Below are 14,667 nucleotides of genomic sequence, written 5' to 3' on the forward strand. Positions count from 1 at the left end.
CCGTCCGGCAGTACGGCGGCGGGGCCGTTCGGGCTCCGTCGCCGTGCCGCTGTCACACGTTCACTCGCTGTCCGGCTCCCGCACGGTCTCGGCGTCTTCCGGCTGTCGCACGTACCGCAGGACGCCCCACATGCCGCGCTCCAGCTCCTCGGTGGCGTCCTGTGGCGTCTCCCGGCAGTCCGTGAGCTCCTTGTGCAGTGCCTCGGCGTCGATACCGGAGCCGATCAGCACCAGCTGCGTGAGCCGTGGTCCGTCCCGGGCCCACGGCTGCGGGACGAAGCGCAGGAACCTGCCCACGGCGTGCAGGGTGTAGCGGTTGCCCCGGTCCGCCGCGCCGAAGTCGGCGAAGCCCTTGATCCGGTAGAGGCCTCCGGGCCTGGAGTCGAGGAACGCCATGAACCGGCGGGGGTTCATCGGCACGTCGGCGGTGAAGGAGACGCTTTCGTACGCCGCGTGCAGATGGCTGCCGTGATCGTCCTCCGTCTCCTGGAGCAGGTCCTCGAAGGTCAGCTGACGGACGGCTTCGTCCTCGTCGGGCCGGAGCGCGGGATCGAAGAGCAGCTCCGGGTCGATCCGGCCGTAGGCGGCGCTGATGACAGCCGCCCCGCTGCCGGACGCCGCCACGGCCTCCCGCACGGTGTCCAGATCCGCTTCGGCCACCCGGTCCGTCTTGTTCAGCACGACGAGGTCGGCGACCGTGAGGTGGCGGTCGATCTCGGGGTGGCGCTCCCGTGTGGTCATGAATTCGGCGGCGTCGACGACCTCGACCAGTCCCCCGTACCGGACGCGGGGGTTCTCGCTGGCCAGCAGCATACGTACGAGTTCCTGGGGCTCGGCGAGGCCGCTCGCCTCGATGACGATCACGTCGAGGCGGGCGGCGGGCCTGGTCAGGGTCTCCAGGAAGGTGTCGAGCTCGCTCGCGTCGACGGCGCAGCACAGGCAGCCGTTGCCCAGCGAGACCGTCGAGCCGACCTGCCCGGCGACGGTCATGGCATCGATCTCGATGGACCCGAAGTCGTTGACGATCACCCCGATCTGGTTGCCGGCGCGGTTGCGCAGCAGATGGTTGAGCAGCGTCGTCTTGCCGGATCCCAGGAACCCCGCCAGGACGACGACCGGGATCTGCGGGGCGCGGGACGGGGTCAACAGGGGCCTTCCTCGGGGTCGGTCAGGGTGCGGGCACCGGGTGCGGCGGCGGAGTTCCGACATAGCGGGCCGCCGGGCGGATGATCTTCGAGTCCTCCGCCTGCTCCAGGATATTGGCGCTCCAGCCGACCATCCGCGCCGCGCAGAAGGTGGGGGTGAACATCTCGCGCGGCAGCCCGCAGAGTTCCATGACGACCCCGGCGTAGAACTCCACGTTGGTGTGCAGCTCACGCCCCGGCTTGAGCTCGGCGAGGATGGCCTCCACCTGGCGTTCCACCTCGACGGCGAAGTCGACGAGCGGGCCGCCGAAGCCCTGTGCGATCGAGCGCAGCATGCGTGAGCGGGGGTCCTCGGTGCGGTACACGGGGTGGCCGAAGCCCATGATCCGGCCACCGGCGAGGACCTGTTCGCGGATCCAGCCGTCGATGCGGTCCGGGGTCCCGATGGCGTCCAGGGTGTCCATGGCCCGGCTGGGCGCGCCTCCGTGCAGCGGCCCGGACAGCGCGCCGACCGCGGCGACGAGGCAGGCGGCCAGGTCGGCGCCGGTGGAGGCGACCACCCTGGCGGTGAAGGTCGAGGCGTTGAAACCGTGGTCGATGGTGGAGATGAGGTACTGCTCGACGGCCCTGGCCCGGGTGGCGTCCGGTTCGGCGCCGGTGAGCATGTACAGGTAGTTCGCGGCGAACGGCAGGTCGTCGCGCGGTCCGACCGGTTCGAGACCCTGGCCGAGGCGGTGCAGGGCGGTCAGCAGAGTGGGTACGGCGGCGCAGACAGCGAGTGCGTCGGTGCGGCGGCGGTCGGGGCCGATGTCGTACACGGGGCGGAATCCGGCCGAGGCCCCGAGCAGGGACAGCGCGGTGCGCAGTCCGGCCGACGGGCCGGAGACGGCGCTCGCCCGGGCGATGGCGGGCAGCGCCTCCCGCACCTCGTCGGGCAGGTGACGCAGGCCCGCGGTACGGGCGGCGAAGTCGGCACTCGCCGCCCGGCCGGGCAGCTCGCCGTGGAACATCAGGTACCAGACGTCCTCGAAGCCGCGGCGCTGCGCCAGCTCGATCGCCGAGTAGTGCCGGTAGTGGTAGAAGCCCTCGCGCCCGCGGACGTCGCCGAGCGCCGTGTCGGTCACGATCACACCGGCAAGGCCGCGGGGCACGTCGAGCGGGGCCGATCCGGTCCACGAAGCAGGCATTTCCGGTCTCTCCCTCACCATGAGTCGAACATTGATTCAACAGTCCATGACTGACTTCAGGCGTGTCAATATTGATTGAATCAATATCAAGTAGTGATGGGTGCCGATGGATGTCGATACGGTGGGCACCATGACGCGAGACGTAGCACACGGGACCGGCTCGGAACAGGCGGAGGCCGGGGACGCCGGACAGGCGCGGAGGCTGACGACCCGGGAGACGGCCGGACTGCTCGGAGTGAAGCCCGAGACCGTGTACGCCTACGTGAGCAGGGGGCAGCTCGGCAGCAGACGCGCTCCCGGCGGACGCGGCAGCACGTTCGACGCCGCCGAGGTGGAAGCACTGGCGCGGCGCACCGGTCGCCGGGAGCCCTCCCCCGCAGCCGGTGACCTGGTCTTCCGTACCGGCATCACGCTCATCGAGCGCGACCGGTACTACTTCCGCGGTGTCGACGCGACCGAACTCGCCCGCCACTACGGCTACGAGGAGGTCGCCGAGTGGATCTGGACCGGCGAACTCCGCCCGGGCGTCCGCTTCGAAGCGCCCGCCGAATCCCTCGCGGCCGCTCGGCGGACGGTGGCCGCCCTGCCGGTGCACAGCGGCTCGACGGACCGGTTGCGGGTGGCCGTCGCCGCTGCCGCCGCCGCCGATCCCCTGCGGTTCGACCTCTCCCCCCGGGGTGTGCTGAGCAGCGCACGCGGCCTGATCCCCACCCTGGTGGGCGCGCTGCCCTTGACGGGCGAGGAGGCCCGCGACGACGACTGCCTGGCCCGCCGGCTGTGGCCGAGGCTCTCGGGCCGGCCGGCCGACGCGGCGTCACTGTCCGTACTCGACACCGCTCTGGCTCTGCTGGCCGATCACGATATGGCGGCCTCGACACTGGCGGCACGCGTCGCCGCGTCCGCCCACGCCCATCCGTACGCGGTGGTCTCCGCGGGGCTGGGCGTCCTGGAGGGCCCGTTGCACGGCGCCGCGAGCGGCCTGGCGCACCGGATGTTGTCCGAGGTGGTGGAGCGGGGCGGCGCCGCCCCGGTCGTCGCCGACCATCTCCGCACCGGCCGCCGGGTGCCGGGGCTGGGGCACCGGCTCTACACGGTCGAGGATCCGCGGGCCCAGGTGCTGTTCGCCCTGCTCGCCGAGGTGCCGAGAGCGGCACCGGTGCTGGAGGCGGCCCGTGACGTGGTCGCCACCGCCGCCCGGCACGCCAACGTCGACCTCGCCCTGGCAGTCCTCTCGGTCGCGTGCGGCATGCCCGCGGAGGCCGGCGAGACGGTGTTCGCGGTGTCGCGCACGGCGGGCTGGATCGCCCACGCGCTGGAGGAGTACGCGGAACGGCCGCTGCGGATGCGGCCCAGCGGGCAGTACGCGGGACCGCGCCCACCGCAGCCGCTGCCCGGCCCGGCGGGGCCCACGCCTGCACATTAGCCACGATCAGCGGGAATTTCCGCGGGGCGGTCGGGCCGTCGAACGACGCAGGACCAGCTCCGGTTCGAAGAGGAGCTCGACGTGACCGGCCCCGGAGACCTCCCCTTGATCCGCGTGCCCAGCACCGGGGTCGGTCCCTGCTGGGCGAGCGCGCCGCCGACCACTTCGGCGAAGGCCGGGAAGATCGGGTTCTGCGGCTCGGGAAGGACCGGTGCGACCAGCCGCGCGGGACGCTCGTGACCGAGGACGTCGAGCGCGGAGAGGACGGACTGCCGGGTGGCGCCGGAGACGCCCGGCTTGCCGTTGGCACCCGGCTGACCGTGCTCGCTGACTCCCCCAAGGGGATGGCGGTGCGCCGCTTGCCGGCGGGCGGTGCCCGGCACGGACGGGCCGAAGGCCTCGGAGCCGTCCGCGGGAACGGAGATCAACGGGCGGAGATTTCCGGAACGCCGGATCGCCCCTTACCGTTCGTACGATGAGCGCCCCACCGACCACCTCGCGGGTCCCGCGCCGGTTCGGCTGGCCGAAGCGGGTCTTCTCCCAGGTGCTGCTGATGCAGCTGGCCATCGTCACCGGCGTCACGGTGCTGGTCACCGGCCTCTTCCTGGCACCGCTCAGCGCCCAGCTCGACGACCAGGCGATGCGCAGGGCCCTCGCGATCGCGCAGAGCACGGCGGCGCAGCAGCAGATCGCGGTGTCACTGCTCACCACCGAACCGGACCCCGACGGCCCCGTACAGGCCATGGCCGAGCGGATCAGGCGCTCCACCGGCGCGGAATACGTCGTGATCATGGACAGGCGGGGAGTGCGCTGGTCGCACACCGATGCCGCCCGGATCGGCGAGGTCGTGTCCACCGACCCCAGTACGGCGCTCGCGGGCAGGTCCGTGATGGAGATCGACAACGGCACCCTCGGACGCTCGGCCCGCGGCAAGGTGCCCCTGCGTGACGGCTCGGACCGGATCGTGGGGGCCGTGTCGGTCGGGATCGCGTACGACAGTGTCCGCGCCCGGCTCCTCGCGGCGATCCCTGGGCTGCTGGCCTATGCGGGCGGAGCGCTGGCCGTAGGGGCGCTGGCCGCCTACCTCATCTCCCGCCGTCTCCAGCGGCAGACCCATGACCTGGCGTTCTCCGACATCTCGGCCCTGTTGACGGAGCGCGAGGCCATGCTGCACAGCATCCGCGAGGGAGTCGTCGCGCTCGACCGCACGGGCCGCATCAGGCTGCTGAACGACGAGGCGCAGCGTCTGCTCGGGCTCGGCCCCGACGCCGCCGGCCGGCCGCTCGACGAGGCCCTGGGTGCGGGCAGGACCGCCGAGGTACTGGCAGGACGGGTGGTCGGGGACGACCTGGTGGCGGTCAGCGGCAACCGTGTGCTGCTCGTCAACCGGATGCCGACCGACGACGGCGGGGCCGTGGCGACCCTGCGCGACCGGACCGAGCTGGAGTACCTCGGCCGCGAGCTCGACTCCACCCGCGGCCTGATCGACGCGCTCCGCGCCCAGGACCACGAGCACGCGAACCGGCTGCACACCCTCCTGGGGCTGCTGGAGCTGGAGATGCACGAGGACGCGATGGAGTTCGTCACGGAGGTCGTGGGCGTCCACCGGGCCACCGCCGAGCAGGTCACCGAGAAGGTCCACGACCCGCTGCTGGCCGCCCTCCTGGTCGGCAAGGCGACGGTGGCCGCAGAACGCGGTGTCTCCCTGCGCATGGCGCCCGGGACACTGCTGCCGGACCGGCTGGTGGACCCGCGCGGCCTCGTCACGGTCGTCGGCAACCTGGTGGACAACGCCCTGGACGCCGCCGCCGGGTCGGCGGACGCCCGGATCGAGGTCGGGCTGCGGGCCGAAGGCCGTACGGTGGTGCTGCGGGTGCACGACAGCGGTCCGGGCGTACCGTCGGGCCGCCGTGAATCGATCTTCATGGAGGGCTGGTCCACCAAGGACCTCCCGGCCCACGGCAAGCGCGGCCTGGGGCTGCCGCTCGTGCGGCGGCTCGCGGAACGTCAGGGCGGCAGTGCGTCCGTGTCGGACTCGCCCGACGGCGGGGCGGTCTTCACCGTCGTTCTCCCGGAGGCACTGGGCGGACCGGACCCGGAGGGCGGCCCGTCGGCACGCGTACCCCCGGCGACGACAGGAGGCGCCCCATGATCCAGGTCCTGGTCGTGGACGACGACGTCCGGGTCGCGCAGATCAACGCGGCCTATGTCGCGAAGGTGCCCGGTTTCCGGGTGGCCGCCCTGGCCCACTCCGCCTCCGAGGCCCTCGCCCGGATCGGCGAGGTGCCGGTCGATCTGATCCTGCTCGACCACTATCTGCCGGACCGCAACGGCCTGGCCGTCGTGCGGGAGCTGCGCGCGCTCGGACTCCACACCGACGTGATCATGGTGACGGCGGCCCGCGATGTCGCGACGGTTCAGGCCGCGATGCGCCACGGCGCCCTCCAGTACCTGGTGAAGCCGTTCGCGTACGCGGGGCTGCGCACCAAACTGGAGGCGTACGCGGCGCTGCGCCGCACCTTCGACGGCGGCGGCGAGGCCGAGCAGACGGAGGTCGACCGGCTGTTCGGCGGCTTGTGGGCGACGGGCGGGTCGGATCTGCCCAAGGGCCATTCGCCGACGACCGCGGAGCTGGTCCGCCAGGCCCTGCGCACCGCCGGGGGCCCGCTCTCCGCACAGGAGATCGCGGAGAGCGCCGGCATGAGCCGGCAGACCGCCCAGCGCTATCTGAAGCTGCTGGAGCGCACCGGCCGGGTACGGCTGTCGCTGCGGTACGGCGAGACGGGCCGCCCGGAGCACCGGTACACCTGGGCCGCGGACTCCTGAAGCCGTCCCCCTCCCGAGGCGGGCCTACGCGGCCCCCGCCCCGGTGAGCGACCGGACCTCGGTCTCGGCGTGCTTGGCCTCGTCGGGCGGCTCGGGCGAGGTGACCGTGCCGATCCAGCCGGCGAGGAAACCGCACGGAATGGATACCAGACCCGGGTTCTCCAGGGGGAAGAGCTGGAAGTCCACCCCGGGGAGGAGCGAGGCCGGACTTCCCGACACCACCGGCGAGAACAGGACGAGCAGAACAGCGGGGATCAGGCCGCCGTAGACGGCCCAGACCGCTCCGCGCGTGGTGAAGTTCCGCCAGAACAGCGAGTAGAGGAGCGCCGGAAGGTTGGCCGAGGCGGCGACCGCGAAGGCCAGTCCCACCAGGAACGCGACGTTCAGGTTCTGGGCGAGCAGCCCGAGGGCGATGGCCACCACGCCGACTCCCGCCGCGGCCACCCTCGCCACGGCGACCTCGCTGCGCTGCTTGGCACCCGGACGCCGGAACGTCGCGTAGAGGTCGTGGGCCACGGACGCGGACGAGGCCAGAGTGATCCCGGCGACGACCGCGAGGATCGTCGCGAAGGCGATGGCGGCGACGACGGCGAAGAGCACCGTGCCGCCGGTGGTGCCCTCACCGCCACCGAGTGCGAGCGCCAGGAGCGGGACCGCGGTGTTCCCCGAGGCGTTGGACGCCCTCACGTCCGCGGAACCCACCAGGGCGGCCGCTCCGAACCCGAGCACGATCGTCATCAGGTAGAAGCTGCCGATCAGCCCGATGGACCAGACGACCGAACGCCGTGCCGCGCGGGCGGTGGGCACGGTGTAGAAGCGCGACAGGATGTGCGGCAGGCCGGCGGTGCCGAGCACGAGTGCCAGGCCCAGGCTGACGAAGTCGAAGCGCGCGGTCCAGCTCCCGCCGTACCTGAGTCCGGGTGAGAGGAAGTGCCTGCCGTGTCCGCTGCGTTCGGCGGCGGTGTGGAGGAGGGCGTTGACGTCGCCGTGGAAGTGTGCGAGGACGAGCACGGTCAGCACGACGGCTCCGGCCATCAGCAGGACGGCCTTGACGATCTGGATCCAGGTCGTGGCGCGCATACCACCGAGCGACACGTAGACCACCATGAGAGCCCCGACACCGACCACGGTCCAGGACCGGGCCGTGTCGCTCGTGCCGCCCAGCAGCAGGGCGACGAGGCTGCCGGCGCCGACCATCTGCGCCACCAGGTACAGCACGGAGACCGTGACGGACGACGTACCCACCGCGGTGCGCACCCGGCGCTCGGCCATACGGGCGGCGACCACGTCGGCGAGGGTGAACCGCCCGCAGTTGCGGACGAGTTCGGCGACGAGGAGCAGGACGACGAGCCAGGCCACGAGGAAGCCGACCGAATACAGCATGCCGTCGTAGCCGAAGAGGGCGATCAGCCCCGAGATGCCGAGGAAGGACGCGGCGGACATGTAGTCACCGGCGATGGCGAACCCGTTCTCCATGGGTGAGAACAGCCTTCCGCCCGCGTAGAACTCCTCGGCGGATCCCTGCCTGTTCCGGCTCACCCAGGTGGTGATGCCGAGCGTCACGGCGATGAACACGCTGAACAGCAGCAGCGCCAGCGTCTGGTGATCCCCGCTCACCGGCCGGCCCCTCTCGTCATCTCCTGGGTGTCCCAGCGCAGTTCCAGCGCGGCCCGGTCCCGGTGCAGGCGGGCATGGCGCGCATACGCCCAGGTGAGCAGGAACGTGGTGACGAACTGTCCGAGCCCCGCGATCATCGCCACGTTGAGAGCGCCGACGACGGGACGCGCCATCAGACCGGGAGCCGTGGTGGCGGCGACGACGTAGGCGAGATACCAGAGCAGGAAGGCCGCCGCCGCGGGGACCACGAACCTCCGGTAGCGGCGGCGCACGTCGCGGAAGGCCGCGCTGCGCTGCACCTCCAGGTAGATATCGGCTGCGCTGTGGCTGTGCCGCGCCGCGGGCCCGGGCCGTGTGTCGGGCACGGTGCCCCCCGTACCGTCCGGCTCGCCCCACTCCGGGACCGGCGCGTCGTACCACGGGTCTTCGAGCCGCGTCACCACGGCATCCGGCACTGCTTCCTTCTCCACCGAACAACTCCCTTGTCCACGAGCCTTTTCGGCCGCGTAGCCAAGAATGGGCAGATCGGGAAGATCCCGAGCACTTCATTCACCGGGCTTCACCTTTTCAGGTGAAGGAAGTGCCGGGCGGCCGCGCGAGACCGGCCGGAAGCGAAGGGCCGGCGGGAACGCTCGGCGCGGCGCCCCGCTCCGGCGCCCGCCGGAGCGCCCTCGTCGCAGGGCCGGCCTCGCCGGGCACCACGGCCTCGATCACCGGAACACGGCCTCGATCCCCCGGAACACGGAAGAACCCCGCCCGCCGGTCTCCGGGATGCTGGAGGACCCGAGGCCTCCGACGCCGCGGGAACACCGGAGTCAGGGGATCGGCCCGAGGGGGTGACCATGGGCGGAGACGACGTCTCCGCCCATGGGGGAAGGAATCAGACGTCGATGCGCGAGCGGTCCAGCGTCGCCGCCGAGCTGGTGATGAACTCCTTGCGCGGCGCGACCTCGTTGCCCATCAGCAGGTCGAAGACCTGCTCGGAGGATTCCAGGTCGCCGATGTTGATCCGCCGCAGCGTGCGGTGGCGCGGGTCCATCGTGGTCTCTGCCAGCTGGTCGGCGTCCATCTCACCGAGACCCTTGTAGCGCTGGATCGAGTCCTTGAACCGGACGTTCTTGCGCTGCAGCTCCAGCAGCGTCTGACGCAGCTCGTTGTCGGAGTAGGTGTAGACGTACTTGTCCTGGCCCTTCTTGGGCTGGACGAGCTCGATCCGGTGCAGCGGGGGCACCGCGGCGAAGACCCGCCCCGCCTCGACCATCGGCCGCATGTAGCGCTGGAAGAGCGTGAGCAGCAGACACCGGATGTGGGCGCCGTCCACGTCGGCGTCGACGAGCAGGACAATCTTGCCGTAGCGAGCGGCATCGATGTCGAACGTACGCCCGGAACCCGCTCCTATGACCTGGATGATCGCGCCGCACTCGGCGTTCTTGAGCATGTCCGACACGGACGACTTCTGGACGTTGAGGATCTTCCCCCGGATCGGCAGCAGAGCCTGGAATTCGCTGTTCCGGGCCAGCTTGGCGGTACCGAGCGCCGAGTCGCCCTCCACGATGAAGAGCTCACTCCGCTCCACGTCGTCGCTGCGGCAGTCGGCGAGCTTCGCGGGCAGCGAGGAGGACTCCAGCGCGGTCTTGCGGCGCTGCGCGTCCTTGTGCTGGCGGGCCGCGATGCGGGTGCGGGCGGCGGCCACCGCCTTGTCCAGCACCGCCCTGGCCTGGGCCTTGGCGTCGCGCTTGGTGGAGGTCAGGAATGCCTTGAGCTCCTTGGACACCACGTTGGCCACGATCCGGTTGGCCGCCGAGGTGCCGAGCACCTCCTTGGTCTGCCCCTCGAACTGGGGCTCCGCCAGGCGTACGGTCACGACCGCGGTGAGGCCTTCGAGGGCGTCGTCCTTGACGATGTCGTCCTCGGCGACGCGCAGCAGCTTCGCCGAGCGCAGGACCTCGTTGACGGTCCTGGTGAGGGAGCGCTCGAAGCCGGACACATGGGTCCCGCCCTTGGGGGTGGCGATGATGTTGACGAAGGACTTGACGTTGGTGTCGTACCCGGTGCCCCAGCGCAGTGCGATGTCGACGGCGAGCTCACGGGTGACCTCGGTCGCCGTCATGTGACCACGCTCGTCCAGGACCGGGACGGTCTCCTTGAACGTCCCCGTGCCGGTCAGGCGCTGGACGTCGCAGACGGCCTTGTCCTGGGCCAGGTAGTCGCAGAACTCGCTGATTCCGCCGTCGAAGCGGAACGTCTCCTCGGTCTTTCCCTCGCCGTCGATGCCCCGCTCGTCCCGGACGACGATGGTGAGGCCGGGGACGAGGAACGCGGTCTGCCGGGCCCGCTGGTACAGCGTCTCCAGGTTGAGCTTGGCGTCCTTGAGAAAGATCTGCCGGTCCGCCCAGTACCTCACCCGGGTACCCGTACGGGTCTTCGGAACGCGCTTCCCCTTGCGCAGACCGTTGGCCGGGTCGAAGGGGCTGTCCGGCCCCTGCTCCGTGAACATGCCCGGAACACCGCGCCGGAAACTGATCGAGTGGGTCGAGCTGTTGCGGTCCACCTCAACGTCGAGCCGCGCGGAGAGCGCGTTCACGACCGAGGCCCCGACTCCGTGCAGGCCGCCGGAGGCGGCGTAGGAGCCGCCGCCGAACTTGCCGCCGGCATGCAGCTTGGTCATGACGACCTCGATGCCGGAGAGCCCCGTCTTCGGCTCGACGTCGACCGGGATGCCGCGGCCGTTGTCACGGACCTCGACGGAGGCGTCGTCGTGGAGGATGACCTCGATGGTGTCGCAGTAGCCTCCGAGAGCCTCGTCGACCGAGTTGTCGATGATCTCCCAGAGGCAGTGCATGAGTCCGCGGCTGTCCGTGGACCCGATGTACATCCCGGGCCGCTTGCGGACCGCTTCGAGCCCCTCGAGTACGAGAAGGTGCCGCGCGGTGTAGTTGGAGCTGTCCCTGTCTGCGCCGCCTGCTCCGGTCAGCAGCGCAGTGGACGGCACGGAATCGGCGGTCACGCGGTTCGCTCCTCGCTGAATTTCATCTGGGGCCCAGTGGGTAACGGGCTCGGCCTCGGTAGCCGCTGAGAGCCTACCGAGGCCTGGTAGAGCGGTTGTAACGCCACCCAGGGGGAATCCTTATGCTAGACCAGCTTCGTATACGCGTTCGATCATTCGTTGGAGTGACGTGCACATCACGTTCCCTTCGAGGCATGAACCATTTAGGCTCCGGGCACGTCCTCATGAACAACCGGCAAGCCAGCCGGCGGACGGGCCCACACAAGCAACGCGAAACCGTAGCGCTACGCAATACGGCACATTCGCCGCCAACCGGCAACGGACAGCCATCCCGAGAAGAATTTTCGAAGAAAAGCCACGAGCGGGAACGTTTTCGGCCTGGTTGGATGTTGACCCTGGTACGACAGCTCGTCGAGCTAGAGAAGAGGCGACGTGACTACTGTTCTGACCCCCGCGAGCCCGCTGACCGCAGCAGACCGCTGTGACCGTTGCGGCGCCCAGGCATATCTGCGCGTCGTCCTGATCAGTGGCGGTGAACTGCTCTTCTGCGCCCACCACGGGCGCAAGTTCGAGCCGGAACTCAAGAAGATCGCCGCGGAAATACAGGATGAGACAGATCGGCTCACTGCCGTGCAGGCAAGTGCCGCCGACGAGGAACAACACTGACACCTCGCATCCACGACGAGCCAGGGGTCCGGTCCAGGACCGGCCGACGGGCGGCCTTCCCACACGGGAGGCCGCCCGTTCTCGTACCTCCGGACCTGACCGGCCGGCCTGGCGGTCAGGCCTGGCCCGCCATCCACCCGATCGCCGCCGAGACGCGGGTGTACACACCGGGACTGCCCGGGCTCCCGCAGCCGCTCCCCCAGGAGACGAGCCCGATGAGGCGCCCACGGGCCACCAGCGGGCCTCCACTGTCGCCCTGGCACGCGTCCCGCCCCCCGGCCGTGTTACCGGCGCAGAGCATCGATGAGGCGTCGTACAAGCCCTGCGGGCCGCCGGGGTACGCCCGCGCGCAGGCACTGTCCGACAGCACCCGTACCTTCGCGGCATGCAGGAGGGACGCGTAGGCGCCGTACCCGGTCGTGTCCCCCCAGCCGTACACCGTCGCGGCCGTACCCGGCTCGTACGCCGCGTCACCGGCCCCGGCCATCGGGATGACGCTCCTTTCCGGCAGCGCCCCGTCCAGGGTGAGCACAGCCAGGTCTCCGGCGTTCGTGCGTGGGTCGTACCGAGGGTTGACCCAGGCCGAGCGCACCGGGATCTCCCGGCCCCCGGGCCCGCCCAGCTCGCCCCGGCCGCTGATGATCCGCAGATCGGGGACCTCCGGGACGGCGGCACCCAGGACCTCCTGCCTCAGGCAGTGCGCGGCCGTGAGGACTTTGGTGGGGGCGATCGCCACCCCGCCGCAGAACTGGCCCGCGCGGGTTCCTCCGAACCGGTCACGGCTCGACAGAGCCACCGTCCAGGGACTGTCCGCGACAGGGACCGGCCTGCCGCCCACCACGATGCCGTCCGCGGCGGCGGGGGCCGGCGGACCGGGTGGTATGACGGCCGCGACGGCCGCCAGGGCACACGCCATGGGGAGGACACGGACGACAACGTGGGGCATGAGGGCTCCTGACGCCGAGGTGAACAGTGCCCACTCAGCGTCATCCGCACGGGTGTGCGCCGCACCCCGCGCACGGACGGAGGGCCCGGAACCTCTCCAGGTTCCGGGCCCTCCGTCCGTGTCCGTCCTCGGCCTAGTCGAGGTAGTCGCGCAGCACCTGCGAACGCGACGGGTGACGAAGCTTGGACATCGTCTTCGACTCGATCTGACGGATGCGCTCGCGCGTCACGCCGTACACCTTGCCGATCTCGTCCAGCGTCTTCGGCTGACCGTCGGTGAGGCCGAAGCGCATGGAGACCACGCCCGCCTCACGCTCGGAAAGCGTGTCGAGCACCGAGTGCAGCTGCTCCTGGAGCAGCGTGAAGCTGACCGCGTCGGCCGGGACGACCGCCTCGGAGTCCTCGATGAGGTCTCCGAACTCGCTGTCCCCGTCCTCGCCCAGCGGCGTGTGGAGCGAGATCGGCTCGCGGCCGTACTTCTGGACCTCGATGACCTTCTCGGGGGTCATGTCGAGCTCCTTGGCCAGCTCCTCCGGGGTGGGCTCACGGCCCAGGTCCTGGAGCATCTGGCGCTGCACCCGCGCGAGCTTGTTGATGACCTCGACCATGTGCACCGGGATACGGATGGTGCGGGCCTGGTCGGCCATGGCGCGGGTGATCGCCTGACGGATCCACCAGGTGGCGTACGTGGAGAACTTGTAGCCCTTGGTGTAGTCGAACTTCTCCACCGCGCGGATCAGACCGAGGTTGCCCTCCTGGATCAGGTCCAGGAAGAGCATGCCGCGACCGGTGTAGCGCTTGGCCAGCGACACCACGAGCCGGAGGTTGGCCTCCAGCAGGTGGTTCTTGGCGCGGCGGCCGTCCTCGGCGATGATCTCCAGCTCACGCTTGAGCTTCGGCGCGAGCTTGTCGGAGTTGGCCAGCTTGTCCTCGGCGAACAGGCCTGCCTCGATGCGCTTGGCCAGCTCGACCTCCTGCTCGGCGTTGAGGAGGGGAACCTTGCCGATCTGCTTCAGGTAGTCCTTGACCGGGTCGGCCGTGGCGCCGGCGACGGCGACCTGCTGCGCGGGCGCGTCGTCCTCGTCGTCGTCGGAGAGGACGAAGCCCTTGTTCTCGCCCTCGCCCTCCTCTTCCTCACCCTTGCCGGCCTTGACTTCCTCGGCCGCCTCGTCGCCGTCGAGGAGCTCTTCGTCCTGCTTGCCGGACTTCTTGGCCGCGGTCTTCTTGGCCACGGTCTTCTTCACGGCGGTCTTCTTGGCAGCCGTCTTCTTGGCTGCGGTCTTCTTCGCCGGAGCGGCAACGGCGACGTCGTCCGCCGCCGCGTCCGTACCCCCGGCCGCCGGGGCGGCAGTGGCGACGGTCCGCGTCACGGTCGTCTTGGCCGCGACGGTCTTGGTGGCGGTGCGCTTGACCGGGCTCTTCGCTGCGACGCTCTTGCGGGCGCGCTTCGGCGACTCCGCGGCACTGACCATCAGCGTCACACCCTCTTCCTCGAGGATCTGGTTGAGGCTGCGCAGAACGTTCTTCCACTGGGTTGGCGGAATCTGGTCAGCCTCGAAGGCCCGACGCACGTCATCGCCGGCGATCTGCCCATCAGCCTTTCCCCGCTCGATGAGCGCCATCACAGACTCGGACTCGGCGATCTCCGGCGGGAGCGTACGGGATGTGCTGGCCGACACGAACAACCTCTCGGAACGATGGAAACGGCTTCCGGTCCGGCCCTGGAGAGGGCTGGAACCGACGTCCGGCGGCTGGGGATGTTGCCGACGGCGCGGGCTTGGCCTCAGAACTGCACAGCGCACTGTGTGGCTGCTGTATTCCTTCCGCGGCGGTCACCTCTTAAGTCATCGC

General features: G+C 70.5%; 11 protein-coding genes and 1 pseudogene. 4 read left to right on the forward strand and 8 right to left on the reverse strand.

What is annotated here, in order from left to right; genetic code table 11:
• Nucleotides 1-60: 60 nt before the first annotated feature.
• A complete protein-coding gene (locus tag AB0F38_RS19860) occupies nucleotides 61-1,146 on the reverse strand; it encodes a GTP-binding protein (RefSeq protein WP_361894695.1) in 1,086 nt (361 codons plus the stop codon).
• A gap of 22 nt (nucleotides 1,147-1,168) precedes the next feature.
• Entirely contained in the window at nucleotides 1,169-2,332 is a 1,164-nt protein-coding gene (locus tag AB0F38_RS19865; protein WP_361894698.1) for a citrate synthase/methylcitrate synthase, read from the reverse strand.
• 130 nt (nucleotides 2,333-2,462) lie between these two features.
• On the opposite strand from AB0F38_RS19865, the gene AB0F38_RS19870 reads away from it, so the two are divergent.
• The gene (locus tag AB0F38_RS19870) at nucleotides 2,463-3,755 is read left to right on the forward strand and encodes a citrate synthase (protein ID WP_361894701.1); all 1,293 of its coding nucleotides are present in this window, start codon (nucleotides 2,463-2,465) and stop codon (nucleotides 3,753-3,755) included.
• Between the two features lie 101 nt (nucleotides 3,756-3,856).
• On the opposite strand, the pseudogene AB0F38_RS19875 reads toward AB0F38_RS19870, so the two are convergent.
• Nucleotides 3,857-4,095 (reverse strand): annotated as a pseudogene (locus tag AB0F38_RS19875) (LacI family DNA-binding transcriptional regulator); the annotation flags it as partial.
• Nucleotides 4,096-4,230: 135 nt separating this feature from the next.
• Here AB0F38_RS19875 and AB0F38_RS19880 point away from each other — a divergent pair.
• On the forward strand, nucleotides 4,231-5,907 hold the full coding sequence (locus tag AB0F38_RS19880) for a sensor histidine kinase (RefSeq protein WP_361894704.1): 1,677 nt from the start codon (nucleotides 4,231-4,233) through the stop codon (nucleotides 5,905-5,907).
• Nucleotides 5,904-6,581 carry a response regulator gene (locus tag AB0F38_RS19885; protein WP_361894707.1) on the forward strand — a complete coding sequence of 226 codons (678 nt, stop codon included), beginning with the start codon at nucleotides 5,904-5,906 and terminating at the stop codon, nucleotides 6,579-6,581. The genes AB0F38_RS19880 and AB0F38_RS19885 overlap by 4 nt, the downstream gene beginning before the upstream one ends.
• 24 nt (nucleotides 6,582-6,605) lie before the next feature.
• On the opposite strand, the gene AB0F38_RS19890 is transcribed toward AB0F38_RS19885, so the two are convergent.
• From AB0F38_RS19890 to AB0F38_RS19900, 3 genes are all read right to left on the reverse strand, one after another.
• Nucleotides 6,606-8,198, reverse strand: coding sequence for a cation acetate symporter (locus AB0F38_RS19890; protein WP_361894710.1), 1,593 nt, complete (start codon nucleotides 8,196-8,198; stop codon nucleotides 6,606-6,608).
• On the reverse strand, nucleotides 8,195-8,668 hold the full coding sequence (locus AB0F38_RS19895; RefSeq protein ID WP_361894713.1) for a DUF485 domain-containing protein: 474 nt from the start codon (nucleotides 8,666-8,668) through the stop codon (nucleotides 8,195-8,197). Before AB0F38_RS19895 ends, AB0F38_RS19890 begins: the two co-directional genes overlap by 4 nt.
• 410 nt (nucleotides 8,669-9,078) lie before the next feature.
• Complete coding sequence (locus tag AB0F38_RS19900) at nucleotides 9,079-11,205, reverse strand: DNA topoisomerase IV subunit B (RefSeq protein ID WP_361894716.1); 2,127 nt, start codon at nucleotides 11,203-11,205, stop codon at nucleotides 9,079-9,081.
• Between the two features lie 432 nt (nucleotides 11,206-11,637).
• On the opposite strand from AB0F38_RS19900, the gene AB0F38_RS19905 reads away from it, so the two are divergent.
• On the forward strand, nucleotides 11,638-11,871 hold the full coding sequence (locus tag AB0F38_RS19905) for a hypothetical protein (protein WP_014153643.1): 234 nt from the start codon (nucleotides 11,638-11,640) through the stop codon (nucleotides 11,869-11,871).
• Nucleotides 11,872-11,986: 115 nt separating this feature from the next.
• Here the strand turns inward: AB0F38_RS19905 and AB0F38_RS19910 are convergent, their stop codons facing one another.
• A complete protein-coding gene (locus AB0F38_RS19910; RefSeq protein WP_361894720.1) occupies nucleotides 11,987-12,817 on the reverse strand; it encodes a serine protease in 831 nt (276 codons plus the stop codon).
• A 133-nt stretch (nucleotides 12,818-12,950) separates the two neighbouring features.
• Nucleotides 12,951-14,495 carry an RNA polymerase sigma factor gene (locus AB0F38_RS19915; protein ID WP_361894723.1) on the reverse strand — a complete coding sequence of 515 codons (1,545 nt, stop codon included), beginning with the start codon at nucleotides 14,493-14,495 and terminating at the stop codon, nucleotides 12,951-12,953.
• Between the last annotated feature and the right edge of the window lie 172 nt (nucleotides 14,496-14,667).

The organism is Streptomyces sp. NPDC025273, from assembly GCF_040638585.1.
Lineage (GTDB): Bacteria > Actinomycetota > Actinomycetes > Streptomycetales > Streptomycetaceae > Streptomyces > Streptomyces cinereorectus.

Bases quoted from the DNA above. Each gene is read 5' to 3' on its own strand.
- AB0F38_RS19865 (WP_361894698.1), bottom strand. From the start codon at position 2,332: ATGCCTGCTTCGTGGACCGGATCGGCCCCGCTCGACGTGCCCCGCGGC.
- AB0F38_RS19910 (WP_361894720.1), bottom strand. From the start codon at position 12,817: ATGCCCCACGTTGTCGTCCGTGTCCTCCCCATGGCGTGTGCCCTGGCG.
- AB0F38_RS19880 (WP_361894704.1), top strand. From the start codon at position 4,231: ATGAGCGCCCCACCGACCACCTCGCGGGTCCCGCGCCGGTTCGGCTGG.
- AB0F38_RS19885 (WP_361894707.1), top strand. From the start codon at position 5,904: ATGATCCAGGTCCTGGTCGTGGACGACGACGTCCGGGTCGCGCAGATC.
- AB0F38_RS19870 (WP_361894701.1), top strand. From the start codon at position 2,463: ATGACGCGAGACGTAGCACACGGGACCGGCTCGGAACAGGCGGAGGCC.